Origin of the sequence: Cyclonatronum sp. (assembly GCF_022565315.1) — a bacterium.
Lineage (GTDB): Bacteria > Bacteroidota > Rhodothermia > Balneolales > Cyclonatronaceae > Cyclonatronum.
Window position 1 is genome coordinate 1 of record NZ_JAIUMX010000016.1, and the last position, 23326, is coordinate 23326.

22 protein-coding genes are annotated in these 23326 nt (G+C 53.7%); 13 read left to right on the top strand and 9 right to left on the bottom strand.

The features are described from left to right. Positions 1 to 27: 27 nt before the first annotated feature. The 3 genes from hisB to LAT75_RS04675 are packed head-to-tail and all read left to right on the top strand — an operon-like array spanning position 28 to position 2252. The gene (hisB, locus tag LAT75_RS04665; protein ID WP_291481466.1) at positions 28 to 930 is read left to right on the top strand and encodes an imidazoleglycerol-phosphate dehydratase HisB; all 903 of its coding nucleotides are present in this window, start codon (positions 28 to 30) and stop codon (positions 928 to 930) included. Continuing rightward, positions 930 to 1526, top strand: a complete 597-nt coding sequence (hisH, locus tag LAT75_RS04670; protein ID WP_291481467.1) for an imidazole glycerol phosphate synthase subunit HisH — start codon at positions 930 to 932, stop codon at positions 1524 to 1526. The genes hisB and hisH overlap by 1 nt, the downstream gene beginning before the upstream one ends. Positions 1527 to 1553: 27 nt before the next feature. Then, positions 1554 to 2252 carry a 1-(5-phosphoribosyl)-5-[(5-phosphoribosylamino)methylideneamino] imidazole-4-carboxamide isomerase gene (locus LAT75_RS04675; protein ID WP_291481468.1) on the top strand — a complete coding sequence of 233 codons (699 nt, stop codon included), beginning with the start codon at positions 1554 to 1556 and terminating at the stop codon, positions 2250 to 2252. An 87-nt stretch (positions 2253 to 2339) separates the two neighbouring features. Here LAT75_RS04675 and LAT75_RS04680 read toward each other — a convergent pair whose 3' ends face one another. From LAT75_RS04680 to LAT75_RS04695, 4 genes are all read right to left on the bottom strand, one after another. After that, positions 2340 to 2684 (bottom strand): DUF5615 family PIN-like protein, encoded by a 345-nt coding sequence (locus LAT75_RS04680; protein ID WP_291481469.1) that lies wholly within the window; start codon positions 2682 to 2684, stop codon positions 2340 to 2342. 11 nt (positions 2685 to 2695) lie between these two features. Further along, positions 2696 to 3151: a DUF433 domain-containing protein gene (locus LAT75_RS04685; RefSeq protein WP_291481470.1), complete on the bottom strand. Its 456-nt coding sequence runs from the start codon at positions 3149 to 3151 to the stop codon at positions 2696 to 2698. A 123-nt stretch (positions 3152 to 3274) separates the two neighbouring features. After that, positions 3275 to 3904, bottom strand: a complete 630-nt coding sequence (gene rdgB / locus LAT75_RS04690) for an RdgB/HAM1 family non-canonical purine NTP pyrophosphatase (RefSeq protein ID WP_291481471.1) — start codon at positions 3902 to 3904, stop codon at positions 3275 to 3277. A 17-nt stretch (positions 3905 to 3921) separates the two neighbouring features. Next, positions 3922 to 4851, bottom strand: a complete 930-nt coding sequence (locus LAT75_RS04695) for a PfkB family carbohydrate kinase (RefSeq protein ID WP_291481472.1) — start codon at positions 4849 to 4851, stop codon at positions 3922 to 3924. Between the two features lie 266 nt (positions 4852 to 5117). Between LAT75_RS04695 and LAT75_RS04700 the strand changes: the two genes are divergently transcribed. From LAT75_RS04700 to LAT75_RS04720, 5 genes are all read left to right on the top strand, one after another. Next, the gene (locus tag LAT75_RS04700) at positions 5118 to 5426 is read left to right on the top strand and encodes a transcriptional regulator (protein WP_291481473.1); all 309 of its coding nucleotides are present in this window, start codon (positions 5118 to 5120) and stop codon (positions 5424 to 5426) included. Next, a complete protein-coding gene (locus tag LAT75_RS04705; protein WP_291481474.1) occupies positions 5423 to 6043 on the top strand; it encodes an isoprenylcysteine carboxylmethyltransferase family protein in 621 nt (206 codons plus the stop codon). The genes LAT75_RS04700 and LAT75_RS04705 overlap by 4 nt, the downstream gene beginning before the upstream one ends. Further along, positions 6036 to 6677 carry a CoA pyrophosphatase gene (locus tag LAT75_RS04710; protein WP_291481475.1) on the top strand — a complete coding sequence of 214 codons (642 nt, stop codon included), beginning with the start codon at positions 6036 to 6038 and terminating at the stop codon, positions 6675 to 6677. Before LAT75_RS04705 ends, LAT75_RS04710 begins: the two co-directional genes overlap by 8 nt. Before the next feature lie 77 nt (positions 6678 to 6754). Next, positions 6755 to 7225 carry an Lrp/AsnC family transcriptional regulator gene (locus LAT75_RS04715; RefSeq protein ID WP_291481476.1) on the top strand — a complete coding sequence of 157 codons (471 nt, stop codon included), beginning with the start codon at positions 6755 to 6757 and terminating at the stop codon, positions 7223 to 7225. A gap of 58 nt (positions 7226 to 7283) precedes the next feature. Further along, positions 7284 to 8681 carry a hypothetical protein gene (locus tag LAT75_RS04720; protein ID WP_291481477.1) on the top strand — a complete coding sequence of 466 codons (1398 nt, stop codon included), beginning with the start codon at positions 7284 to 7286 and terminating at the stop codon, positions 8679 to 8681. On the opposite strand, the gene rpoN is transcribed toward LAT75_RS04720, so the two are convergent. The 4 genes from rpoN to dnaE form a co-directional block, all read right to left on the bottom strand. Further along, positions 8670 to 10199: an RNA polymerase factor sigma-54 gene (gene rpoN / locus LAT75_RS04725; RefSeq protein ID WP_291481478.1), complete on the bottom strand. Its 1530-nt coding sequence runs from the start codon at positions 10197 to 10199 to the stop codon at positions 8670 to 8672. The two genes, LAT75_RS04720 and rpoN, sit on opposite strands and share 12 nt — an antisense overlap. Continuing rightward, positions 10196 to 10783: a DUF3109 family protein gene (locus tag LAT75_RS04730; protein WP_291481479.1), complete on the bottom strand. Its 588-nt coding sequence runs from the start codon at positions 10781 to 10783 to the stop codon at positions 10196 to 10198. Before LAT75_RS04730 ends, rpoN begins: the two co-directional genes overlap by 4 nt. A 211-nt stretch (positions 10784 to 10994) precedes the next feature. Then, positions 10995 to 11324, bottom strand: coding sequence for a thioredoxin (trxA, locus tag LAT75_RS04735; RefSeq protein ID WP_291481480.1), 330 nt, complete (start codon positions 11322 to 11324; stop codon positions 10995 to 10997). A gap of 105 nt (positions 11325 to 11429) precedes the next feature. Beyond that, positions 11430 to 14915, bottom strand: a complete 3486-nt coding sequence (dnaE, locus tag LAT75_RS04740; protein WP_291481481.1) for a DNA polymerase III subunit alpha — start codon at positions 14913 to 14915, stop codon at positions 11430 to 11432. A 308-nt stretch (positions 14916 to 15223) separates the two neighbouring features. Here dnaE and LAT75_RS04745 point away from each other — a divergent pair, with 308 nt between their 5' ends. Beyond that, positions 15224 to 16714, top strand: a complete 1491-nt coding sequence (locus LAT75_RS04745; RefSeq protein WP_291481482.1) for a hypothetical protein — start codon at positions 15224 to 15226, stop codon at positions 16712 to 16714. A 124-nt stretch (positions 16715 to 16838) separates the two neighbouring features. On the opposite strand, the gene LAT75_RS04750 is transcribed toward LAT75_RS04745, so the two are convergent. Then, positions 16839 to 17864, bottom strand: coding sequence for a LacI family DNA-binding transcriptional regulator (locus tag LAT75_RS04750; protein ID WP_291481483.1), 1026 nt, complete (start codon positions 17862 to 17864; stop codon positions 16839 to 16841). A 242-nt stretch (positions 17865 to 18106) separates the two neighbouring features. On the opposite strand from LAT75_RS04750, the gene LAT75_RS04755 reads away from it, so the two are divergent. From LAT75_RS04755 to LAT75_RS04770, 4 genes are all read left to right on the top strand, one after another. Continuing rightward, positions 18107 to 19720: a sodium:solute symporter gene (locus tag LAT75_RS04755; protein WP_291481484.1), complete on the top strand. Its 1614-nt coding sequence runs from the start codon at positions 18107 to 18109 to the stop codon at positions 19718 to 19720. Between the two features lie 209 nt (positions 19721 to 19929). Continuing rightward, complete coding sequence (locus tag LAT75_RS04760) at positions 19930 to 20802, top strand: carbohydrate kinase (RefSeq protein ID WP_291481485.1); 873 nt, start codon at positions 19930 to 19932, stop codon at positions 20800 to 20802. Further along, entirely contained in the window at positions 20802 to 22733 is a 1932-nt protein-coding gene (locus LAT75_RS04765; RefSeq protein WP_291481486.1) for an alpha-amylase family protein, read from the top strand. The genes LAT75_RS04760 and LAT75_RS04765 overlap by 1 nt, the downstream gene beginning before the upstream one ends. 185 nt (positions 22734 to 22918) lie before the next feature. Then, positions 22919 to 23293, top strand: coding sequence for a hypothetical protein (locus tag LAT75_RS04770; protein ID WP_291481487.1), 375 nt, complete (start codon positions 22919 to 22921; stop codon positions 23291 to 23293). Positions 23294 to 23326 lie beyond the last annotated feature (33 nt).

Consider the following 23326-nt stretch of genomic DNA (forward strand, 5'->3'; position numbering starts at 1 on the left):
AATTCAACATCCATCATCCTAAAAAATATGTCCCTTTTTTTTATAGCCGCTGAGGCTTTGTGTGAAGGGGAGGAGCTGCGGCCGTTCGCATTCCGTGCCCTCATCCGGCTGCAGGAGGCCGGTGCAGTACTGATCCTTGATGCCGGGGTTCCGGCCGTCATTACCGAACGCCTGCGCCGGGATGCGCTGCAATTTGAGCTGAAACCGGCTGAAGCAGTTGATCTGGAAAGTGCTGGGGATGTCCGCCGTATCGGTGCCTCAGGCGATGGTCTCGTTATCACCACTGCCGGAATTGCGGCTGAGCCGCAAACCGCCGCCGACTGGCAGGTGCTGCTCGAACAGCTGTTGTTCCCGCCCCGTATCGGACGCATCCGCCGCACCACCCGCGAAACCGACATCGAAGTTGAAATCAGGCTCGACGGCAGCGGGAAGCACGAAATCAGCACGGGTCTCGGCTTTTTCGATCACATGCTGGAGCAGATCGCACGGCACGGGGGCGTAGATCTGAAGGTAAGGTGCAAAGGCGACCTGCACATCGACGAACACCACACCATCGAAGACACCGCACTCGCTCTGGGCGATGCCATCTCCGCGGCCCTGGGCGATAAGCGGGGCATCACCCGCTACGCCTCCGTACTGCCGATGGACGAAACCCGCGCCATGACCGCGCTCGACCTTTCCGGCCGGCCGTATCTTGTGTTTGACGTAAGCTTCACCCGCGACAAAGTGGGCGATTTCCCCACCGAAATGGTGAAACATTTTTTTTACTCCCTTGCCATGAACACCAAGAGCACCCTGCATTTTGAAGTGAGCGGCGAGAACGATCATCACAAAATAGAGGCCATGTTTAAGGGCTTTGCAATCGTGCTGAAGCAGTCGGTGAAACGTACCGGCAGCCTCGAAATACCAAGCAGCAAAGGAGTTCTGTAATGATCAGCATCGTCGATTACCGGGCCGGCAACACAGCTTCGGTCTCCAATGCGCTGAAAAGGCTGGGGGCTGACTTCCGGATTACCAACAGCATTGAGGAGCTCGAAGCTTCATCTGGCATCATTTTCCCCGGCGTCGGTCATGCTCAGGCAGCGATGAAGGCGCTGAAAGAGAATGGACTTGACGACTGGCTGCGCGAAACGCCGCTGCCCGTGCTGGGTATCTGTCTCGGTATGCAGCTGCTGTTCGAGCACAGCGTTGAAGGCGATACCGACTGCCTCGGTCTGTTTCCGGGCAAACTGCTGCGCTTCGACGACCAAAGCGCCAAGGTGCCGCACATGGGCTGGAACACCTTTAACGAAATTGAGGCGGATCATCCGCTGATGCAGGGCATCACCCGCGACGATTACTTTTATTATGTGCACAGTTTTTATGCCCCCCCGGCTGCCCAAACCATAGGCAGCTGCAGCTATGCCGGGGTTACCTTCACCTCAGTAGCCGCTGAAGGCAACAAAATGGGGGTACAGTTTCACCCGGAAAAATCGGGTGATGCCGGCGCCCGGCTATTGGCAAACTTCATCAAGTTCACCCGCTGACCGCGGTTACAAACCACAAACAAACCTATGATCCGAATACCCGCTATCGACCTCTATGACGGAAAAATTGTGCGCCTCAGACAGGGCAGCTACGACGAGGTAACCGTTTATGCCGACGATCCGGTCTCCTTTGCGGAGCGACTGAGCGAGCGCGAAGATTTGCCGCGCCTGCACATCGTGGACCTCAACGGTGCCCGCGACGGCCGTTTTGAGAACCTCAGCCTTGTTGAAGCCATCGTGAAGCAAACTCCGCTGCAGGTTCAGATGGGCGGCGGCATCCGGCGCTTTGAGGATGTTGAACGCCTGCTTCTGGCGGGCGTGCATCGGGTGGTGTCGAGCTCCATGGCCGTGAACCGGCCGGAAGAGTGGCTTCGGGCACTTGAAGAATTCGGGCCCGGCCGCTGTATTTTCGGCATGGACCTCAAAGACGGCAAGGTCGCTGTTGGCGGCTGGCTCGAAACCGACAACCGCACCCTCGAAGAGCTGCTCGGCCCCATGCTCAGCTACGGACTCACCGAAGTGCTTTGCACCGATATCGCCCGCGACGGCATGATGACCGGCCCGAACCTGCCCATGTATGCCGGTCTCCAAAAACGCTTTCCCGATCTCAATTTCATCGCGAGCGGGGGCGTTTCTTCCAATGAAGACCTCGCGCAGCTCGATACTGCGGGGCTTTTTGCCTGCGTAATCGGCAAGGCCTGGCTCGAAGGCATCGTGCAGATCTGATGCGTTTGGTTTTTTTAGGGTGATGGGTCCCTGCCCTCAATCAGGTTTTGCTTTAGGCTTCCTCTTCACCCTTTCAGCTGCGCCGGCCTACCCGAAAATTTCCAGTACCTCTGGCGGCATTCCGCTCTCACCGGAAAGAAATCCTCTGATAACATCCTGTTTTTGCAGGAGCAGCGCCGCAAGGTTTCTGGTGCTGATACCGGCACTCCGGATTCGGATTACCGGCGGCGGAGGCCCGTGCAGGTTCAGCAGGTCTATGAAATCAGCATCAAAAGTGACGACGCAGTAGCCGTTATCCCTGCAATGGTGCCATAGCCGGTGATCGGTGGCATCAATGAGGTTATCGGTCTTCACATGCCGTGAATCGGGGAAGGCTTCCTCAATTTTGGACAGAATTCGGAAGGAGATATTCTGGTCGAAAAACAGCTGCATCGGGCGGGCCTTTATACCATAGAAATGCGGCGCTCGCGGGAGGCGGCAAAATGCAGGCAGGCATGTATGGCGGCGGGGCTTAGCTCGGGGAAATCTTCGATGATTTCGGTGATGCTCATGCCGGCGGCGAGGTACCCAAGCACATCATAGACGGAGATGCGCGTACCTTTTATGCAGGGGCGCCCGAAGCGCACAGCGGGGTCTATTTTTATGAATTCGGTGAACATGATTTCTTTGTTTGGGATGTAGGGGAAATCGTTTGTGCTCAGATCGTCGTTAACGGCGAAAAACGGTACATCCTCGCCTGCAACGTTTTCGGTTTCAGGCGACAGCAGCGTTTCGTCTTCGGCAATCATGCGCAGGCTTATGCGCAGTTCTTCTTCAAGAGAGCGGTTATTTTGTGCGGCTCTCACTTTGAGCCTGAGCTTGGTTTCTTCGTCGAGGTTTCGGATGGTTACGCTGGCCATAGTTCTGCCGGTTTGATTCTATTGGTTTCGTTGATTTCAATGTAATCATTTGTTCGAGGTATTTCAAGGCCCTCCAATATTTTTTTTCATTCCTGAAACTATGGTATTGTTACTACTCCGGTTTTATGCTTTCCCCATTTGTTCCAAAAACTGCATGAATTTTTGGACGGCTCTTCCGCGGTGGCTGATGTTGTTCTTTACTTCAGCCATAAGTTCGGCGAAGGTGAGCTGGTATCCTTCAGGCATAAAAACGGGGTCGTAGCCAAAGCCGTTATCTCCGATTGGTGTTTTTGTGATTACCCCCTCACAAAGCCAGTTAAAGAAAAAAGTGCCTGATTCCGACTTGTAAGCTATAACGGTACGGAACCTTGCCGAGCGTTTATCTGTGCTGCCCAGTTCACGAAGGAGCTTGTTTACATTGTCTTCGTAGCTTGCCTGCTCGCCGGCGTACCGGGCCGAATACACGCCCGGTGCTCCGTTGAGGAAATCAACTTCGAGGCCGGTATCATCAGCGAGGGCAGGCAGGCCCGTAGTTTGGTAAAGGTAGTCGGCCTTTTTCCAGGCGTTGCCCTGCAGGGTATCGGCATCTTCAATTACCTCCCGTAAGCCCGGAAAATCTTCTGTTGAAAGAAGCCTGATACCAATTCCGGCGAGGATTTCACGAAGTTCCTTAACTTTATGCTTGTTGGCAGAAGCCAGCACAATGGTATCGGGTTTTGCGAAATCCGGCTTTAGTTCGGGGTCTTTAGTCATTTTATTTTGGCTGGTTATCAGAAAGTATCTTCCCGCTGTACGGGAATTTCCGAAAGGGTGCGGAACTCGGTGTAGCGTTCATTGATTTCAGCAGCCGTTAGGCTTAGCAGACGCTCTGGACCAAATTTCTCTACGCAGAAGCTTGCCATGGCAGAGCCGTAGATAACCGCACGGCGGAAGTTTTCATCAGAGAAGTCGCCTGAGCGGGCAAGCCAGCCGGCAAAGCCGCCAAGAAATGTATCGCCGGCACCGGTTGGGTCGAAAATGTCAACAATAGGGTAGGCGGGTGCAGAAAAGATACTGCCGTTGGTGAACAACAGTGCACCGTGTTCCCCTTTTTTTATGATAAGGGTATCTGGCCCCATACTCCGGATTTTATCAGCGGCTTTCACCAGGTTGGGTTCACCGGATAGCTCACGCGCTTCGGAATCATTAATGATTAGTACATCAACGCGGTTCAGGGTTACTTCGAGGTCTTTGCGGGCACCTTCAATCCAGAAATTCATCGTATCCAGAATTACGAGGTCGGGCGTTTCAATCTGATCAAGAACCTTGTTCTGAAGAGCCGGTGCGATGTTGCCCAGACAAACGACTTTTGCATTCTGGTAGGAAGCCGGAATAACCGGATCGAATTTTTCAAACACATTGAGCTGCGTATCGAGGGTGTCGCGGTTGTTAAGGTCAAAGTGATAGCGACCGCTCCAGAAAAATGTTCTGCCACTGTTGTCGATTTGAAGACCTTCCAGATCGATATCACGGGCTTTTAGCTTGTTGAGGTCTTCTTCGGCGAAATCGTGCCCGACTACGCCCACAAGCTGAAGCGGGCTGTGAAAATAACTGGCGGTGATGGAAATGAAAGTGGCCGATCCGCCGAGAATACGGTCAACTTTTCCGAACGGTGTTTCTATGCCGTCATAGGCAACAGAACCAACAACAAGAATGCTCATAATGATTTTGAATGGTTGAAATGGAAAAACCGGATAACACAAACCGGCCGGATTTAAGTCCTAATAATAATAAATTAAGCCCATTTTAGAGCCGCCGTAAGGTACGCATGAAATACTGCGGTTAAAAGCTAAAAGGAAAGCATCAGGCCGGTTATAAAACCTCTGCGTACAGCTAAAAAAAGAAAATTGAAATAAAGCCATTAAACTATGCCTTACTCACGCCCCCAATCCTTCCTATATTAGTAGTTAAACAAAAAAATATCGATTTGAAGACGTACTACAAAAATTTTACCCACCGTCAGCTTGACTCGCTGATACACAACCGCCTCAGGCTTGCCATTCTTTCTGCAGTGGCTCATTCCGAAGAAGTCGATTTTATGAGCCTTAAAAATGCCGTAAAAACAACCGACGGAAACCTGAGTATTCAGCTGAAGAAGCTGGAAGAGGCAGGTTATATCGCTATCAACAGAAGTGTGCAGATCAGCCGCAAACAGACCAATGTGGCCCTCACTAACAAAGGCTTTAATGCGCTGCAAGAGTATAAGGCGCTTATTCTTGACTGGCTGAATTTATGATCTTTGCTGTGGCATTTCTGGCCTTTGCGGTGCTGCACAGTTTGCTGGCAAGCCGTGCGGTGAAGTCCCGGGTAATCGGGGCCCTGCCTTTTATGCGCTGGTATTACCGCCTGCTTTACAACATGCTTGCTTTGGTTACGTTCGGGCTGGTCTGGTTTTTGGCACCGGTTGAGCATCAGCTCCTGTACCATATTGAACCGCCCGGGCAGTGGCTGATGCACCTCATTCAGCTGGGAGCGCTGGCCGGCCTTTGGCTAAGCCTTCGCCATGCCGGCAGTTCTGCTTTTCTGGGCCTTGTGCAGCTCCGTGACGCCCGACGCTCAGAAACAAACTACGACCTCGATGAGCCTGCATCCGCTCAAATCGCCATTTCAGGACCGTTTCGCTATATGCGGCACCCGTTGTATGTATTCAGTATCATTCTGCTGATAGCCCACCCTATAATGACACTCAAATGGGCGCTGTTTACGCTCTGCTGTATTCTTTACTTTGTGATCGGATCCCGTTTTGAGGAGCGCCGGCTTCTTGCCCGCTTTGGAGATAGTTATGCCGAATACCGGAAACAGGTACCTGCGTTCATTCCGATCATATTGCATAAACTATATTCAAATGAATGAGTTAGCGGATTATCTCAAACACCGGCTACAGCAGCCGCTGCCGGGTTTCACAGCACAGCGAAGGATGGGTCCTGTGCGCCACGACGGCAGCTTCATGCACGACATAACCCCCCCGCATGACTGTAAGCGCAATGCTGTGATGGTTCTTCTGTACAGAGATGAGCAAACCGGAGCCTACCGGCTTATCCTTACTGAGCGCTCTTCTAAAATGCCGAGCCATGCGGGTGAAGTAAGTTGTCCTGGCGGCCGAATGCAGCCCGGCGAGACTACCTTCGAAGCCGCACTTCGTGAGACCGAAGAAGAGGTCGGCCTCAGGCCTTCACGGCTCCATTGGCTCGGAGAGCTGAGTAGTCTGTACATACCGGTTACAAACAATCTCATCTATCCGCATATCAGTTTTGTTGAACAGCCGGGTAAACTCATACCCGACCCGAGGGAGGTGAGCCGTATCTTCACACCAGAGCTTATTTCTCTTACAAAGCCCGAAAACCTTGTACACGAAATCTGGACTTTCGGCGATATCCCAATGACGGTGCCATACTGGACCGTGACCCCTACACCTCTGTGGGGGGCTACAGCTATGATTTTAAGTGAACTGTTAGATATAGTGGCTGGCAAAATAAAATTAGGCTAAATGCTTGTATGCCTTAATTTATTAGTCTATATTCCCAGCTTAATTCAAAGTGAGTAAATCAACCAAAAATGTAACTTATGTCGCATCAACTCGACCTTACGGATATCAAAATTCTGAGGGAGCTTCAAAAGAATGGTCGTGCCCGACGCAATAAACTGGCTGAAATCGTAGGGCTGTCTGTGCCGTCGGTTTCTGAGCGAATGAAAAAACTGGAAGAAAAAAAACTCATAGACGGGTATTTTGCTGTGCTGAACCCGCGGCTATTTGATTACGACATTACGGCCTTTATTTTTGTTCAGGTCGATAATTCATCTTTTTATCCTGCTTTTGTGGAAGCGGCACAGGATGAAGCCGAAGTTCTTGAGTGCCACTCCATAACCGGTGACGGGTCACACTTTCTGAAAATTCGTACCCGGAATACGGAATCTCTGGAGAAGCTTCTTTCCAAAATTCAGACTATGCCGGGTGTTAAAAAAACACGTTCCAATATTGTTCTCTCTACATTCAAAGAAACCCGCGAAATTCCCCTCAGGGAAGAAAACACCTAAGCTAAATTCCGGCTTTTTTTGTCGTTTTCTGTTTCTGTTTTTTTTGTTTTTTGGGGATGTGTCCCTTGCCCAGGTACGCTTTGGGCTTATCCTGAGTCAGGAGCAAAGCCAAACCCTAACACAGCAGGAAATTGAAACTTATCAGAGGCTTGGTTTTACTATTCTGGCGCCTGAGGGGCATTTCGCGCCTGAAATATTTGATTTCTTAAACGGGCTAAACTTTGAGATCTGGCCGGTCTTGCCCCAAAGGTTTCTCATTCGTACAGCACAGGCCACTGATGCAGCCCAACAGATCAGGTGGCTCCGCAGGTTTGAAGCAGTTCCCGGTTTTAACAGCATTATTGCTGGCTGGCATGCTGATCTGAACTCTGCGCGTACGTCCAGACATCTCGCAGGTTTAAGTGAACAGCTAAGAGAGGCGTTCCCTGCTCAGCCACTCTACTTAATCACTAAGGGGGATGATGTGCCGTCCCCAATGCTGCGGCCTGTACCCGATGCAGGCCTTTCTTTACCGACCGCTCCGTTTAAAGGCGCCCCTTTACTGCTTCCGCCCGGGCCTGCTGCCGACGAACATCACTTTTTTGTACAAACTTTACGTGAAGGTATCAGGCTTGGGTACCAGGTTTTTCTCACAGATTATGATAACCTTCAGATTTACCTTGACGACGATTTCAGTGGTCTGGCTCAGATAATAAGCGGATTTCAGAGGAGTCCTAATCCTGCCATTCCGCTGCCTGCTGCCGAACAATACCCCGGTTCAGTTAATTACGGGGTGCTCATTTTGATAGGGTTATGGTTGTCTTTTGCCATACATATGCGGTTTAACCCCAACTACAGCAGAACGGTTGGCCGCTACTTTTTTAACCATTCTTTTTTGGTTGAGGACATCCTCAGGCGGCATATCCTGCTTTCGGGAAGTGTGCTTGTCGTTTTTCTGCAGGCAGCCGTAATGTGGGGTTTGTTCTCCCTCACTTTTATTACTTCGTTTCTGGGAGAGGCCGGAATGCAGGCACTCAGCTGGTACTTCCCGGTAGCAGCAAATGATTGGTTTCTCTTTACTATAGGTTTGGTTTTTGGGGCCTTGTTTAACGGTCTGCTATGGGCATGGCTTATTATAAGCTGTTTCCGACGTGATGTGGTAAGCATGTCGGCTACCCTGTTGTTCTGGCCTATGCATCTCGGGTTATTTCTGCTGCTGGTTCTGCTAACCCTTTCCGGCTCATCTGCCGGATCTGTGGCTGTGCTTGCTGCCGGTGGGGTATTTGTCTTGGTTCAGCTGGGTAGTTTTCTGGTAGCTGCTGCAGCTTTTGGCAGGCAGCCAACCCTACGGCCTGCAGCGCATCTTGGAGTAACTTTTTTATTGTACCTTAGTCTTTTGAGTCTGCTTGCTATGCTGTTTGTGCGAAACAGTACCGTTTATGGTATTATGCAGCTGGCTTTTTGGTTAAATAATTGATTTTCTAAGTCTTGCTGTAGGGATTCGCAATTGTTCGCGGTACTTGGTAACCGTTCGCCGGGCTACACGGAAGCCTTTTTCTTTGAGTATGTCTGTCAGCTTCTGATCGCTGAAGGGCTGATCTTTCGGCTCCAGCTCAATCATTTCAGCGAGAATATTCTTTACTTCAAGATTCGAAACTTCTTCACCTGATTCAGTTGTGATCCCTTCATTGAAAAAATAGCGCAGCTCGTAAACCCCGAATGCGGTCTGAACATATTTCCCGTTCACCACGCGGGAAATGGTTGAAACATCAAGGCTTACGATATCAGCAACATCTTTGAGAATCATCGGTTTCACGTTTTTGCCGCTTTTGAAGAAGCTCTCCTGTATGTTCACAATCGTCTGCATTACGGCAAGCAGGGTCTGCTGCCGCTGATAGAGCATCTCAATAAACCACTTTGCTGATTCAATCTTGCTTTTTAAAAACAGCTGTGCCTCTTTCTGCTCTTTATTTTTTTCCTTCCGGCGGGCCATGTCTGCAATCATCTGCTCGTAGCTTTTGGAAACAATCAGATCGGGCATATTCCGGCGGTTCAGGGTAATCACAAACTCGCCCTGCTGCTCATCATCGGCTGAAGGTTCGTAGTACACCTCAAAGTCAGGTGTGATGAAGTTTCCTGCATCAGCAGCCGCAGTTTCGAAGGAGCCGGGTTTGGGATCGAGCATGCGCAGGCAGTCATACGCATCATGGAAAGCATCTTCCGTGATGCCCATTCTGCGAATGATTTTTTCAAAGTGCTTTTTCTCGAATTCCTCCCAGTGATCAGTGATGATTTTTTTTGCTTCATGAAGTCCGGGTGTGTCACTCCGGAGCATACTAAGCTGAATGTCAAGACATTCCTGAAGGTTGCGTGCGGCAATTCCCGGCGGATCAAGCCGCTGAATGAGCTGCAATACGTGAAGCACCTCATCCGTCGAAACGGGCATCCCATGCTGAAAAGCAATGCCGTCTGCCACGGACGAAATCTCCCGCCGGAAATAGCCGTCATCATCAATAGAGCCCAAAATCTGATCGGCAATCAGCATTTCCTTTTCTGTGAGGTCGAGCATGAGTACCTGCTGTTCCAGTTTTTCCAGTTGTGTTTCCCGGTAGGGCGCGGGGATATCCATCCAGTCGGGTGCATCCGGGTTCCAGGTCGTTGAGGAACTGTAGCCTTCAGAGTTATCGGAATGAAAGGCATCCCAGTCCACATCAAGATCATCATCAACAGCCGGACTGTCGCTTTCGGGTATATCCGGGTCAGCGGCATCTATCTTTTCGTACTCTGAGCCGCCGTCGGTATCATAAACATCCGTACCGGAGTCGATATCCTCAATCGCCGGATTGGTCTCCATTTCTTCCTTAATACGCTGCTCGATATGCTGCGTTGACATCTGCAGCATTTTGATGTACTGTATCTGCTGGGGTGAAAGCTTTTGCTGCTGTGTCTGTACCTGCTTCTGAAACTGCCCCTGTCGCTGTTTTTGTGAAATCATACTGGTATCCCTTTCTCTTGCCGGATGGTGTGGCAGATTTCGAGAAATGTATCGTACCAGATTTCCCCGTACCGCCGTACCAGCGCGTCTTTCAGGTACTCAGCCAGAAAAATACCGTTGGCTTTTGCATGGTCGCAGGCAGGTGAGCACATTTCGGGGATGTACTCGAAATTGACATAATCGATGGCGCCGCTTTCAATAATGCGCAGTGGGAACAAGTGGCAGCTTACGGGCTTGGGCCAGCCAATGCGGCCTTCCATCGCTGCTTTGTGAATGCCGCAGAGGGCGATCCCGGCATCGTCGTATTGTACGAAAACGCACTCTGCGCCGTCTGTGCAGGCAAGCTCCATATCGGTGCCTTCTCCCCAAATCAGGCCTTTTTCGGCTACAACTTCGCGCGCCCGTGGCCGGAGCTCATCTTTCAGCAGCTCCCATGCTTTCCGGAGTACAGCCGTTTCCTGCCTGCGTACTGGTGCTCCTGCATCACCCCGCACACAGCAGGTGCCTTTGCAGGCCGTAAGGTTACAGGCAAACTGAGCGGTTGCAATATCATCAGACAGGTAAACGTGATCGACGCGAAACATAAGCTTTGGTTAATTTTGATTTCCGCCAAGGTACGAAAATTGCAGCTCAGCCGCGGACACGTGCCGCGTTAAAAATCCCAAAATAATCTGTGAAACAGCAGGGGATGGCGCTCATTCGCCGAACAGCTGTGGGTGCAATTCCTTTAAAAACAAAAGGCAGAGTTGTCAGACTCTGCCTTTTTTAGGGGGTTTATGTATCGATTAGAGAATCTTACAGCTGTGCGTCGAGCTGCTTTTTGAGAACTGACTTCGGCACTGCGCCAATGATCTGATCTACAACTTCGCCGTTTTTGAAAATCAGAAGGGCAGGGATGCTGCGAATCTGATATTTCATGGAAACCTGCGGGTTGCTGTCAACATCAACTTTGCCGATTACAGCTTTGCCTTCGTATTCTTTGGAAAGCTCATCAACCAGCGGGCCAACCCGGCGGCAGGGGCCGCACCACTCTGCCCAGAAATCCACAAGTACGGGATGCTCGGCTTGGAGTACAAGCTCGTCAAAGTTGGTGTCGGTGAGTTCTAATGTCGTTTCTGATGCCATGATTTTATTGGTTTTGTGTTTGATTTTGAAAACGCGGTGAAGGGTGAGTTCGTTCCGGTTTCTTTTGTTATTGATAGGTTGAAATTAGCAAGAACTGTGCCGCAATCAGTTAGGGGTGCCATATTCTTTCAGGCTCAGGTCAACCATATCCCTGCCCAGAACTTTTCGGATTTCTTTAATGAGTTCATCGGACGGGTCAACCACAAACTTGCGGGAATTCATAGGCAGATTTCGAATCTGGTCGTTGGTGATGCGTAGCCCCAGGCTTGTATGGCCCTTGTGCTGCTGTAAAATGCCGATGAGGTGCTGAATATCATCTTCGGTTACAAATCTCGTGTCGAGGGTGAGGTTCAGTTTGATACGCCCCTGATTCTTTTCCCGTACGTTCTCAATGCGGTCAACCGTGCGTACTACAATCTGCGGTTCGCCTCGGCGCGTGTCCACGTTTCCTTCAACCATCACGATGGTATCGGTGCTGAGCAGGTTCAGGTACTTGTCGTAGGCTTCGGAAAAGGCAATGGTTTCGATGGTGCCGTTTTCATCTTCGAGCTGGCAGAAAGCCATGGGCCGGCCTTTCTTGTCGCGTACAATCCGCGAGCTTGTGATGATGCCCGCAAGCCGTATGGTATCGCGGTCTTTGCAGTTTTTGATGGAATCGGGGTGAAGGGTGTGCGAGCTGAACAGCCGGATATCCTCCCGGAATTTATCCAGCGGATGACTGCTGAGGAAAAAGCCGATGTGCTCACGTTCGCGCTTGAGGCGCTCCATGTTGGTCCATGCCACGCCTTCGCGCAGCCGCGGCTCGGCCATGTCGCCGCCGCCGGCAGTGCCGTCGCCGAATAGGCTGAACTGATTCCGGTTTTTTTCCTCCTGCTTGCGCACGGCGTAGGTGATGGCATCATCCAGGCTTTCGAGCAGCTGCGCCCGGTTTTTGGTGAAATCGTCCAGCGCCCCGGCCTGAATCAGGCTTTCGATGGTTTTTCGGTTACACGATTTCAGATCGACGCGATAGGTGAAGTCAAAGAGCGATTTGAACGGGCCTTCTTCTTTGCGGGCTTCCACAATCGCCACGACTGCGTTTCCGCCTACACCCTTGATGGCTTCCATACCGTACTGAATGCGGCCGTCTTTCACCACAAATTTACCCGCACCGGTGTTGATGTTCGGCACATCAACCGTGAGCCCGATTGCGCTCGCTTCCTCAATAAAGTGCGATACTTTTTTGATATCACCCATGTTGTGCGTGAGCACCGCCGCCATGAACTCCGCGGGATAATGCGCCTTGAAGTAGGCCGTCTGATAGGCAAGTACGGAGTAGGCCGCGGAGTGCGATTTGTTGAAGCCGTAGCCCGCAAACAACGACATTTTGTCGAAAACTTCTTTGGCAACTTTCTTGTCGTAGCCCAGCCCGATGGCCTGTGAAATGAACTTTTCCTCTTCAAGTACCATCAGCTCGGGCTTCTTCTTGCCCATAATCCGGCGCAAAATGTCGGCTTCGCCCAGCGAGTAGCCGCCCATTTTCTGGGCCACTTTCATGATCTGCTCCTGATAAATCATGATACCGTAGGTCGGCTCAAGGATGCTCCGCAGGTCATCATGCGGATAATCGACCTTTTCTTTTCCGTGCTTCCGGTTGATGTACTGCGGAATGAACTGCATCGGGCCCGGCCGGTACAGCGCGTTCATGGCGATGAGGTCGTCCATTACGGTGGGTTTCAGCTCGCGCAGGTATTTGCGCATGCCGTCGCTCTCAAACTGAAAGGTGCCCACGGTTTCGCCCCGCTGATACAGCTCGTAGGTTTTTTCATCATCAAGGGGGATGTCATCGAGGTCGTATTCCTTCCCGAACGATTCCTTCACGTTTGCGATGGCTGTTTTGAGGATGGAGAGCGTCTTCAGCCCGAGGAAGTCCATCTTCAGCAGGCCGCAATCTTCCGCACTCGGGCCGTCGTACTGTGTGATGACGTCCTTATCCTTCGATAAGGCTACCGGCACGTAATTCGACACCTCTCCGGGTGCGATAATTACGCCCGCCGCGTGGATGCCGGTCTGCCGTGCACAGCCTTCGAGCACCTTCGCGTACTTCATCATCTTGCGGATCTGCTCGTCGGGGTGATTGAACAGGTTCCGGATTTCCTCTGCAGAATCCGGGTTTTTCTCCGGGTCGAGTACTTTCGCGAAGGTATCAAGGCCTGGTTTTTCGGGGAAGAGTTTCGAAATCGCCATTACTTCCGGCAGCGGAACCCGAAGCACGCGGCCTACATCCCGGATGGCTGTTTTCGCCTTCATGGTGCCGTAGGTCACAATCTGAGCCACGTTTTGCCGGCCGTACTGCTCAACCACGTAATCAATCACCTGCTGCCGGCCGTGATCGTCGAAATCGATATCGATATCCGGCGGACTCACGCGCTCGGGGTTCAGGAAGCGCTCAAAAAGCAGGTCGTATTTGAGGGGGTCTATGTTGATGATGCCGATGCAGTAGGCCACGATGCTGCCGGCGGCAGAACCCCGGCCCGGCCCTACGTAAACGCCCCGCCTCCGGGCCTCGGTTGTGAAGCTCTCCACAATAAGGAAGTAGCCCGCAAAGCCCATTTTTTCAATGATTTTGAGCTCGGTTTCAATACGCTCGGTTACCTCCGCTGTGAGTTCTTTGTAGCGGATTTTTGCCCCTTCGTAGCTTTTGTGGCGCAGGAAGTCGTCCATATTTTTGAACGGCTCAGGCACGGGGTAGTGGGGGAGGAGGAGCTCCGACTTCAGCTCGAAGTTCTCCACTTTGTCCGCAATTTCAGCGGTATTGTCGATGCTTTCCGGCACATCCCGGAAGAGCTCAAGCATTTCCTCGGGTGTTTTGAGGTAGAACTCCGGGTTCAGGTTATTGTGGTCGTCTGTAAACCGGAAACGGTTCGGGTCGTTGAGGTCGGCGTTGGTCTGCAGCGCAAGCAGAATGTCGTGGGCTTCGGAGTCTTCGCGGTTCACGTAATGGCTGTCGTTGGTGGCGATCACCTTCACATTGTATTCCTTCGCCCACCTGAGCAGCACGGCGTTACAGGTATCCTGATCGCGCAGGTTGTGCCGCTGAATTTCGATGTAGTAATCCTCTCCAAAAAGATTGAGGTACCATTCAAAAACCTTCCGGCCTTCGTCTTCGCCTTTTTCGACTATGGTTTTGTTGACCTCGCTCGCGATGCAGCAGGTCGTTGCTATAAGCCCTTCGGAATATTTTTCCAGGATTTCCTTGTCGATGCGCGGCTTGTAGTACAGGCCATCCACATAGCCGAGAGAGCAGAGTTTAACCAGATTTTTATAGCCGGTCATGTTTTTGGCCAGCAGCACCTGATGGTAGCGGGTGCGGTTCTCCCGGTCGCCCATACCCGCCGGCGTGATGTAAAACTCAGAGCCGATTATCGGTTTAACGCCTGCCCCTTTGGCTTCCCGCACGAAGGAAGGGACCCCGAACATATTGCCGTGATCGGTGATGGCCATAGCGGGCATCTCCTGCTCTTTGGCTTTTTTTACCAGGTCTTTGATACTCGCAGCCCCGTCGAGCAGGCTGAATTGGGTATGGCAGTGCAGGTGGGAAAATCTGTTCATGAATATGCTGAGTTGATGCCGGTCGGCAAAAAGAGTGAGTTGTTAAAATATTGTTATTCAGTGGTTTGGGTGATGGTCGCTTCGATTAACCAACAATCCTTAAACTAAGCATTCTGCGGCTTGGATGCAGGTACGGTCCGGGTCTTTTACAAACAAAAACCGCACAGCTGCCGGACAGGTCTCTGCTGCTGCGGTGCGCATCACCCTGAAAATATGTGCCCTGTAAAGCGGCGGCGCGGTTTGCGTTGCAGGGACTTTCTTTTTATTTATGGGCTGAATTACCAATGCGGATTAAAATTTCGAAAAAAATGCAAGCTGATTCGGCCTTTCGTGTAGTGAACATCCCCCTGAACCGGGATGATATTGTGGATTTTTTACTCCCGGCTCCGGCCGGCAAAACAGGCGCTAAGGCCGGCATCATTAAGCAGCGGGCCTCCGCTGATGCCGAAGCCCTTTGGGCCAAAATGCTGAAAGAGCAGCCCGGGATGGCTGCGCTGCTAATGCGGGATAACCCGCATGGGTTCGTGCAGCAGCTCACGACCGACCGCCTCGTGCCGGTTGAGCACCTCACCGGGGATGACACCTTCCTGACCCGCAACCTCGGGGGCTGGTCGCCGGTCTGGTTTGGGGTGATGGCCGCCAAATGGTCGGAGGCAGCTTCCGATCCGCTGCTTCGGTACGCGATTACCCTCACGGAGTACGGGCAGGCCGTAAACTGGCTGGGCGCTGACCCGGCCCTGGTCGCCGCCCGCCTCGGTCAGGAGACCGGCTTCGAAACTCCGGAGGAAGTCTGCGCTGCGGTGCTGCGTATGCTGGAGTGGCGCGAAACACGGGGCTTCAACAGCACGACCGAAAACATGACAGCCTGCGCCCTCAGCCTCTACGAAGATATCCGTGATGAAGGCCCGCTCACCCGCCCCGACGGCAAAAAACCGGGCGTGCCGCGGGTAGTTCTGTTGGATGAGCTGCTGGGTCAGCTCGCCCGCATTGAGGAGCGCCGCCGTACCGCGCTCTTTGAGATGGATGCCGAAACGGCCTCAGCCCTGAAAAACTGGCAGGATGAGCTCCTGCGCGAAACCGGCCTTATGCTCATCCTTAAGGCCGAATACATCATGGGCCGCGGCCGCTGCAGCGCGGTAATGATCGCCCCGGAGCTGGGTTGTGTGGTAAAGCAGCCGGGCCCGGAGCCTTTTCACGAAGCGCACCTCGCGGCGGCAACGCACAACGGCAAGCCCGAAAACCGGCCGCGCCTCACGCAGGACGGCGCCCTTGTTACCTCCGCCGGTCGCATCCGCCTGATTTTGGAGGAGGGCCTCATCGAGCGGCTCAACCATCTGTTTCATCATAAGGTGGAGCTTTGTTCCCTGCTTGGCTACATCACCGAGCCCTTTGTTACCGGCCCGACCCTGCAGGAGTACGTGCTCGAGCAGCATGACCGCCTGAGTCCGGAAGTGTATGAATTCATTCAGCTGCATCAGCAGGTGTGTGAGGTGATGGGGGTCGAAAACGGCGACTGGCACGCGGCCAACTTCATCGTTGTGTCCGATAAACCAAATCCGCTCATGCCCGGCATCCCGCTGATGATCCATATCGACTGGGGCGCGGCCCGGGCCCTTACGGCCGGCGAACTCACACACGAAGCCACCGAAGCCCGCTACAATCAGGTCAAAAACATCGCCTTTTCCTATCAGGATGCGCATCTTGCCAAAATAAGCGAACGCCTTCACAACGACCTCGCTCAGTCCGCCGAACGCCGCAGCCGCCTCAGGGCTATGGCCGAAAAAATGGTGAATGCTTAGGATGGCGCACGGATTGGGCGGGTCAGGCCGGATTTGCGCGGTTTTTTTAATCTGATTTTCCGGTAGCCCCGCATTTCTTTCTGAATATTATTGAAGTGTTACTGCGTCTTAGAAGGGGCTTCAATCATAGCTGCAAGTGTTGCCGCACCGAATCGAGCACGCACAGTTTAGTTTCGAGCACGGCTGACTTCAGCCGGGTGCCGTCGTTCTTTTGTGCTTTGATGGCATCGGTGAGCGTGCGGGCGGCCTGATAGCCCATTTCGAAGCCGGAGTGGTGCAGATGGGTGATGTTGGGGTGCAGGTAATAGGGTGCGATGCCATCGCTGATGCCGATGAGGGAGAGCTGCTCCGGGATGCGGATGCCCATGGCGCAGAGCTCGTGGTGGGTGTGCACCATCAGCTCATCCGACATCAGGAAGAGGGCGGTAAGGTCGGGGAAAGCTGCAAGAAAGCGCCGCAGGTTTTGGGAGATTTCAAGAATTTGGGTTACCTCCAGGGTGGGGCAATCGAGCTCGCTGAGGCCGGCCTGATCGAGGGCATGCAGATAGCCGTTTCTTCGGTTTTGGGTGATGCTCAGCGCCGGGTGCCCAAATACGCCCCCAAAGCGCCGATGCCCCTTTTCGAGCAGATGCGCAACGGCCCGCGCCGTCGTGCCGGCACCGTCAATAGTGATGCCCGGTAATTCCTCGGCGCCGCCGGTTTTGTCGAGCAGCAGCACGGGGGTGCCGCTCTGCACAAGCTGCTGCACATGATCGAGGTTCTCGCTTTCCTCGCTCAGGCTCAGCAGGATGCCGTCGGCGCTGAGCTCCGTTGCGTACCACAGCAGCGCCTTCTCCCGCTCGAGCTGATTGTCGGACTGAAACATCATCACCGAAAAACCCCGCTCGGCTGCGGCCGAGTTGATGCCGTACATCATCTCCGGTACAAAGAAAGAGTTGATTTCCGGCAGGATGAGCGCGATGGTTTTGGTGGAGTGGGTCCGGAGGGATTTGGCCTGCAGGTTGGGCCGGTAATGCAGGCGCCGCGCAATGGCTTCTATGCGGGATTTCGTGGCCCCGCTGATGGCACTGTGGTCGGCAAGCGCCCGCGACACCGTGGAGGGCGAAACGCCGGCTTCCCGCGCAATGTCTTTGATCGTTGCCCGGCTCATGAGTTGCCCATAAAACTTGATTTTTGTTGGTAAGTTTCCCCCCCTGAAAATAGCCCGAAGTCCCGTTTTTCCCTAATGCAAACGTTTGCATGAAATTATTTCCATCACAGCCTTCATGCAGATAAATTAAAAGCGCTTTCACAAGGGTGGAAGCTGTATGCTAACACGACCTAATCTGCTACCTGAAACCGCAAACAAGCCTTGCCGGCGGCGGTTTCTGAATCAACTAATGAGGCAAGCCCATGGAATTTGACGTCAGCATTGCGTGGATCGATTATGTGATCATCGCACTCTATTTTGTGTTCATCATCTGGCTGGGACTGTATTTCAAGGACAAAAACAAGAATCAGGACGACTACTTTCTTGCAGGGCGCTCGCTCACCTGGCCCATCATCGGGTTTTCGCTTTTTGCCAGCAATATGGGCAGCATCAGTCTCGTGGGCCTGGCCGAAAGCGGCTACCGTACAGGCTTTGCCAACTTCAGCTATGAGTGGATGGCAACCTTCGTGCTCATTTTGTTTGCCGTGTTTTTCCTGCCGTACTACCTGCGCAACAAAATCTACACCGTGCCCGAGTTTCTCGAGCGCCGCTACGGCAGCTTTGCCCGCTACTATTTTTCGGGCGTTACCATGACTCTCAATGTTTTCGTGGATATCGCCGCCGGCCTCTACGCCGGTGCCGTTGTGGTAAAAATGGCCTTCCCTGAGCTTTCAATCGTTACCATCGTGTGGGGAATTTCCATTTTCGCGGCCTTTTATACGCTGCTGGGCGGTCTCGCTTCGGTGGTGTATTCCGATACGGTTCAGGCCGTGCTGCTGATTGTCAGCTCCATCTTCGTAACCGTGGCCGCCTGGAACATGATCGGCGGCTGGGAGGAAATTACGGCTGGCGTTGCAGCTGCGGGCGTGAGTGCCGATCACCTCAGTATCGTGCGCGGTATCGACGATCCCGATCTGCCCTGGCCCGGTTTGTTCTCCGGGGTGTTCCTGCTGGGCTTCTACTTCTGGATCACGAATCAGTTTATCGCACAACGGGCGCTGGCCGCCAAAGATACGCGTCAGGGGCAGTGGGGTGCGCTCTTCGCAGGTTTCCTCAAGCTCTCAACCCTCTTCATTATGGTGCTGCCCGGCGTGATGGCCCTCATCCTCTACGGCGACAGCATCGAAGCCGTGAACGCCTACCCCGCCCTGATCTTTGATCTCCTTCCGGTCGGTCTGCTCGGTATCACCCTCGCCGGCTTCATCGCAGCCCTCATGAGCAGCGTGGATAGCGGTCTCAACGCCGCCTCGACCCTCTTCACCTTCGATTTCTACAAGAAATTCCGCCCAAATTCCACGCAGGATGACGCCATGCGCGTGGCCAAAATCACCATCATGGTGCTCATGGTTATTTCCGCGCTCTGGGCCCCGCAGATCATCAAATTTGAGTCCTTCTGGGATTACCTGCAAATGGTGCTCTCGTTCATTTGTCCGCCCATTGTGGCCCTGTTCGCTTTCGGCCTGTTCTCGAAGCGCATCAACACACGGGGCGCAAACGCCTCCATTGTAACGGGGGTCACCCTCAGCGCGCTCAGCATCGGCTATCAGTTCTACATCAATATCACCGGCGCCGAAAATGCGCTGCCGCACTACCTGTATCTGGCGGGCTTCATCTTTATTCTGTGCTCGCTCATTCTGGTGGGCGTAAGCCTGCTTACAGGTCCCGACCCGGATAAAGACTGGGAAGTCCTCATCTGGACGCCCAAATTCTTCCACGCCGAAACCGAATCGCTCAGCGACCTTCCGTTTTACTACAACTACCGGTATCAGGCCGTGGCCCTGCTGGTGCTGATTGTAGCCCTGCTCGTCATTTTTTAGGCCGTTCCCGCATTTTGTGGGGGTAACGGGGGATGTGCTCACGGGCGCATCTCCCGCCCCGGGCCTTTTCAGGCAGCAGAGCCTGTTGCCGGTTCCGGCCGCAACAGGCATCCGGCCGGCAGCACCTCCCGAAGGACGCAACAGCCACCGGATCCGACCCGGAAGCCCATCCATCGATAAAAACAAAACAAAACAAAACCTTTTTAGCCATGCCCAAAACAATCGTCGGCCTCGGAGAAGTGCTCACCGATCAGTTTCCGGAGTATGAGAAGCCGGGCGGGGCGCCGGCCAATGTGGTGTACAACCTGGCGCAGCTCGGCAACGAAGCCCTGCTCGTGAGCGCCGTGGGGCAGGATCAAACCGGGCGCATGCTCCGGAGCTTCCTCACCCAAAACGGCCTCGACACCCGCTATGTGCAGGAGTCCGGAAAACCCTCCGGCACGGTGAAGGTCACCTTCAACGGCTCCGAAGCGAGCTACGCCATCACCGAAGATGTGGCCTGGGACGACATCCGCTGGAATCCCGGCCTTCAGGAGCTGGCCGCCCGAACTGATGCCGTCTGCTTTTCTACGCTTTCGCAGCGCGCGGCAACCTCTGCGGCCACCATTGAGCGCTTCCTGCAAAGCGTGCCCTCGGGCTGTTTGCGCGTGCTCGACGTAAATCTGCGTCCGCCGTTTTTCAGCCGGGCCCTGATCGAAAGCTCGTTTCAGCTGGCCGATGTGGTGAAAGTGAACGAGCACGAATACGCCGAAATTGAAGCCCTGCTCGGCAGGGGCGACCTTCGCGGGTTGCTGCTGCACGAATTCGGGCTGAAGCTGCTGATCATCACCCTGGGCAAAAACGGCAGCCGCTGCGTAACCGCCGATACCGACGCGCACTACCCCACACAGCCGATTGATACGAGCAGCGGCGACTCGGTCGGGGTAGGGGATGCCTTCATCGCCTGCGTGATTCATCACCTGCTCAAAGGCAGCCCGATGGACGAAACCATGCGCCGGGCCAACCGCTACGCCGGCCTTGTGGCCGCACAGCAGGGCGCGATGGTACCTATTGAAGAAACACATCTAAACGAAATCCGCTGATGGAAGCCTACTTTTCCGCAAAATCCAGAGAACGCCTGCTGCGCAGCTGCCGCGAGCGGGCGCTTTCCAATTTTAAAGGCCGCCCGAAAGCCGAGCGGGAAGCGCTGCTCTCGCGCTTCGATGTCTTCGCACCGCGCCTCATTGATCAGCTGCACGGCCTTTACCACGATCAGTACGATTTCGGTCTGCACCTGAGCGCGCTCACCGACGTGCTGTGCGAGGCCTGGAAAAGCCGCCCCAAAAAACTACGCGAAACCGACGAAGCCCGCCTCGAAAATTCTGAATGGTTCCGCTCGCACAAAATGGCCGGCGCGGTGTGCTACGTGGATTTGTTCGCCGGCGACCTCAAAGGGGTGGAAGCCAAAATTCCTTACCTGCTGGAACTGGGCATCACCTACCTGCACCTGATGCCGCTGTTTAAATCGCCCGAACAGGAAAACGACGGCGGATATGCCGTGAGCAGCTACCGCGAGGTAAATCCCGCACTGGGCACGGTGAAACAGCTCGAAAAGCTTGCCACAAAACTGGCTGCCAACGGCATTTCGCTGGTACTCGATTTCATCAACAACCACACCTCAGATGAGCACGAGTGGGCTGAGCGCGCCAAAAAAGGCGAGGCAGAGTTTCAGGACTACTACTACATTTTCGACGACCGCCGGATTCCGGATGCTTTTGAGCCCAACCTGCGCGAGATTTTCCCCGAAGTGCGCCGCGGCAACTACAGCTGGCACGAGCCGCCCGGAAAGTGGATTTGGACGACCTTCCACAACTATCAGTGGGACCTCAACTACCGCAACCCGGCCGTTTTTGTGGCGATGGTTCGGGAGATGCTTTTCCTCGCCAATCTCGGTGTGGACTTCCTGCGGCTCGATGCAGTGCCCTTTACCTGGAAAGTGCAGGGTACGGTCTGCGAAAACCTGCCGCAGGCCCATGATATCATCCGCGCACTGAACGCCTGTGCACGCATCGCCGCGCCGGGTCTGCTGTTTAAGTCGGAGGCCATCGTGCACCCCGACGACGTAATTGCCTACGTTGCCCCCGACAAGTGTCAGGTTTCCTACAACCCGACGGTGATGGCGCTGCTGTGGGAAAGCCTGGCTACACGGGAGGTGCGTCTGCTTCGGGAATCGCTCAAATACCGCTTTACCCTGCCCGAGGGCACGGCCTGGATCAACTACGTGCGCAGCCACGACGACATCGGCTGGAGCTTCGCAGATGAAGACGCCGCAACCCTCGGCATTAACGGCTTTGATCACCGCAATTTCCTGAATCAGTTTTACTGCGGCGATTTCCCCGGCACGTTTTCCAAAGGGGTGAAATTTCAGTACAACCCTTCCAACGGCGACATGCGCGTGTGCGGCACAACGGCCTCGCTCGCGGGTCTGGAGCGCGGGCTTGAGATGGAAAACGAGGCCTGGGCAGCCGATGCGGTCGGCCGTATCCTGCTGATGTACGGGCTGTGCATGAGCATTGGCGGCATCCCCCTGCTGTACCTGGGCGATGAAACCGGCACGCTCAACGATTACAGTTACAGCAGCGACCCCGGCAAAAAAGGCGACAACCGCTGGGTACATCGGCCGGCTTTCGACTGGCAGCTCCTCGAGCAGATCCGTGAAGAAAAGGGGCCGCGGGGCCGGCTTTTCAGAGGGCTTAAAAAATTGCTGGGGCTGCGGGCCGAAACCCCGCAGTTTGCGGAAAATGGGGTGCGACTGCTGCAGACGCACCACGCCTCCGTGCTGGCCTTTGAGAAAAGCAACAGCCGCGGCAAGCTGTGCGTCGTTGCCAACTTTTGTGAACATCCGGTAATTGCGCACCTGCCCAACGGTGACAGCCTCATGCCGCACAGAGACCTCATCACCGGCCGCGAATACCCGGAAATCGGACACCTGGATCTCGAACCTTATCAGCTCATGTGGCTGCAGCGGCTTTGAGCTCAGCAGCCGAAGCAGGAAGTATGAAGGAGAATTACTTGAATTTGGTGAAGCTATGCCTTAAGCTGAAAGCTTACCCGATATCACTTAAATGAAAGTTGAAAGCAATGACAGCAGCGAAAACCGCAGATGCAGCAATCAGAACGGAACCCGAGTTCGCGAAGCTCCTCCGGAAACAAAAACAGATGTTTTGGTTTCAGGCGGCTTCCTTTATCTATTTCACCCTTTATGCGGGCTGGCTGCTCACAACGAGCGGCAGCACGGCGATGCTCCTGTTAACCGCAGTACTTCTCGTGAGCCTGACCGTGCTGCTTTATTATTTTTTTATAGCGCAGCACACCGCACTGCTTGCAAGCGGTGATGATGAAAAGCTCACGATTCACTTTACGCCCTTTCATACTGCTGAAATCCGGTATCACGAAATAAGCAGTTACGAATGGAAAGCGAATCAGCTGCAGATACAGGGCGCCGGTGCGGAATACAAGCTTTACATCGGCTGGATGAGCTACAAAGATAACCGCGCGTACCGGACCTGGATTGAGGAAAGGCTCCCTTCGTAATCACAATATTCATAAAATTAAAAACGGTGTTAA

Coding starts and splice junctions, on each gene's coding strand:
- hisB (WP_291481466.1), top strand. CDS start 28: ATGTCCCTTTTTTTTATAGCCGCTGAGGCTTTGTGTGAAGGGGAGGAG.
- hisH (WP_291481467.1), top strand. CDS start 930: ATGATCAGCATCGTCGATTACCGGGCCGGCAACACAGCTTCGGTCTCC.
- LAT75_RS04675 (WP_291481468.1), top strand. CDS start 1,554: ATGATCCGAATACCCGCTATCGACCTCTATGACGGAAAAATTGTGCGC.
- LAT75_RS04680 (WP_291481469.1), bottom strand. CDS start 2,684: ATGCAGCTGTTTTTCGACCAGAATATCTCCTTCCGAATTCTGTCCAAA.
- LAT75_RS04685 (WP_291481470.1), bottom strand. CDS start 3,151: ATGGCCAGCGTAACCATCCGAAACCTCGACGAAGAAACCAAGCTCAGG.
- rdgB (WP_291481471.1), bottom strand. CDS start 3,904: ATGACTAAAGACCCCGAACTAAAGCCGGATTTCGCAAAACCCGATACC.
- LAT75_RS04695 (WP_291481472.1), bottom strand. CDS start 4,851: ATGAGCATTCTTGTTGTTGGTTCTGTTGCCTATGACGGCATAGAAACA.
- LAT75_RS04705 (WP_291481474.1), top strand. CDS start 5,423: ATGATCTTTGCTGTGGCATTTCTGGCCTTTGCGGTGCTGCACAGTTTG.
- LAT75_RS04710 (WP_291481475.1), top strand. CDS start 6,036: ATGAATGAGTTAGCGGATTATCTCAAACACCGGCTACAGCAGCCGCTG.
- LAT75_RS04715 (WP_291481476.1), top strand. CDS start 6,755: ATGTCGCATCAACTCGACCTTACGGATATCAAAATTCTGAGGGAGCTT.
- rpoN (WP_291481478.1), bottom strand. CDS start 10,199: ATGATTTCACAAAAACAGCGACAGGGGCAGTTTCAGAAGCAGGTACAG.
- LAT75_RS04730 (WP_291481479.1), bottom strand. CDS start 10,783: ATGTTTCGCGTCGATCACGTTTACCTGTCTGATGATATTGCAACCGCT.
- trxA (WP_291481480.1), bottom strand. CDS start 11,324: ATGGCATCAGAAACGACATTAGAACTCACCGACACCAACTTTGACGAG.
- dnaE (WP_291481481.1), bottom strand. CDS start 14,915: ATGAACAGATTTTCCCACCTGCACTGCCATACCCAATTCAGCCTGCTC.
- LAT75_RS04745 (WP_291481482.1), top strand. CDS start 15,224: ATGCAAGCTGATTCGGCCTTTCGTGTAGTGAACATCCCCCTGAACCGG.
- LAT75_RS04750 (WP_291481483.1), bottom strand. CDS start 17,864: ATGAGCCGGGCAACGATCAAAGACATTGCGCGGGAAGCCGGCGTTTCG.
- LAT75_RS04755 (WP_291481484.1), top strand. CDS start 18,107: ATGGAATTTGACGTCAGCATTGCGTGGATCGATTATGTGATCATCGCA.
- LAT75_RS04760 (WP_291481485.1), top strand. CDS start 19,930: ATGCCCAAAACAATCGTCGGCCTCGGAGAAGTGCTCACCGATCAGTTT.
- LAT75_RS04765 (WP_291481486.1), top strand. CDS start 20,802: ATGGAAGCCTACTTTTCCGCAAAATCCAGAGAACGCCTGCTGCGCAGC.
- LAT75_RS04770 (WP_291481487.1), top strand. CDS start 22,919: ATGTTTTGGTTTCAGGCGGCTTCCTTTATCTATTTCACCCTTTATGCG.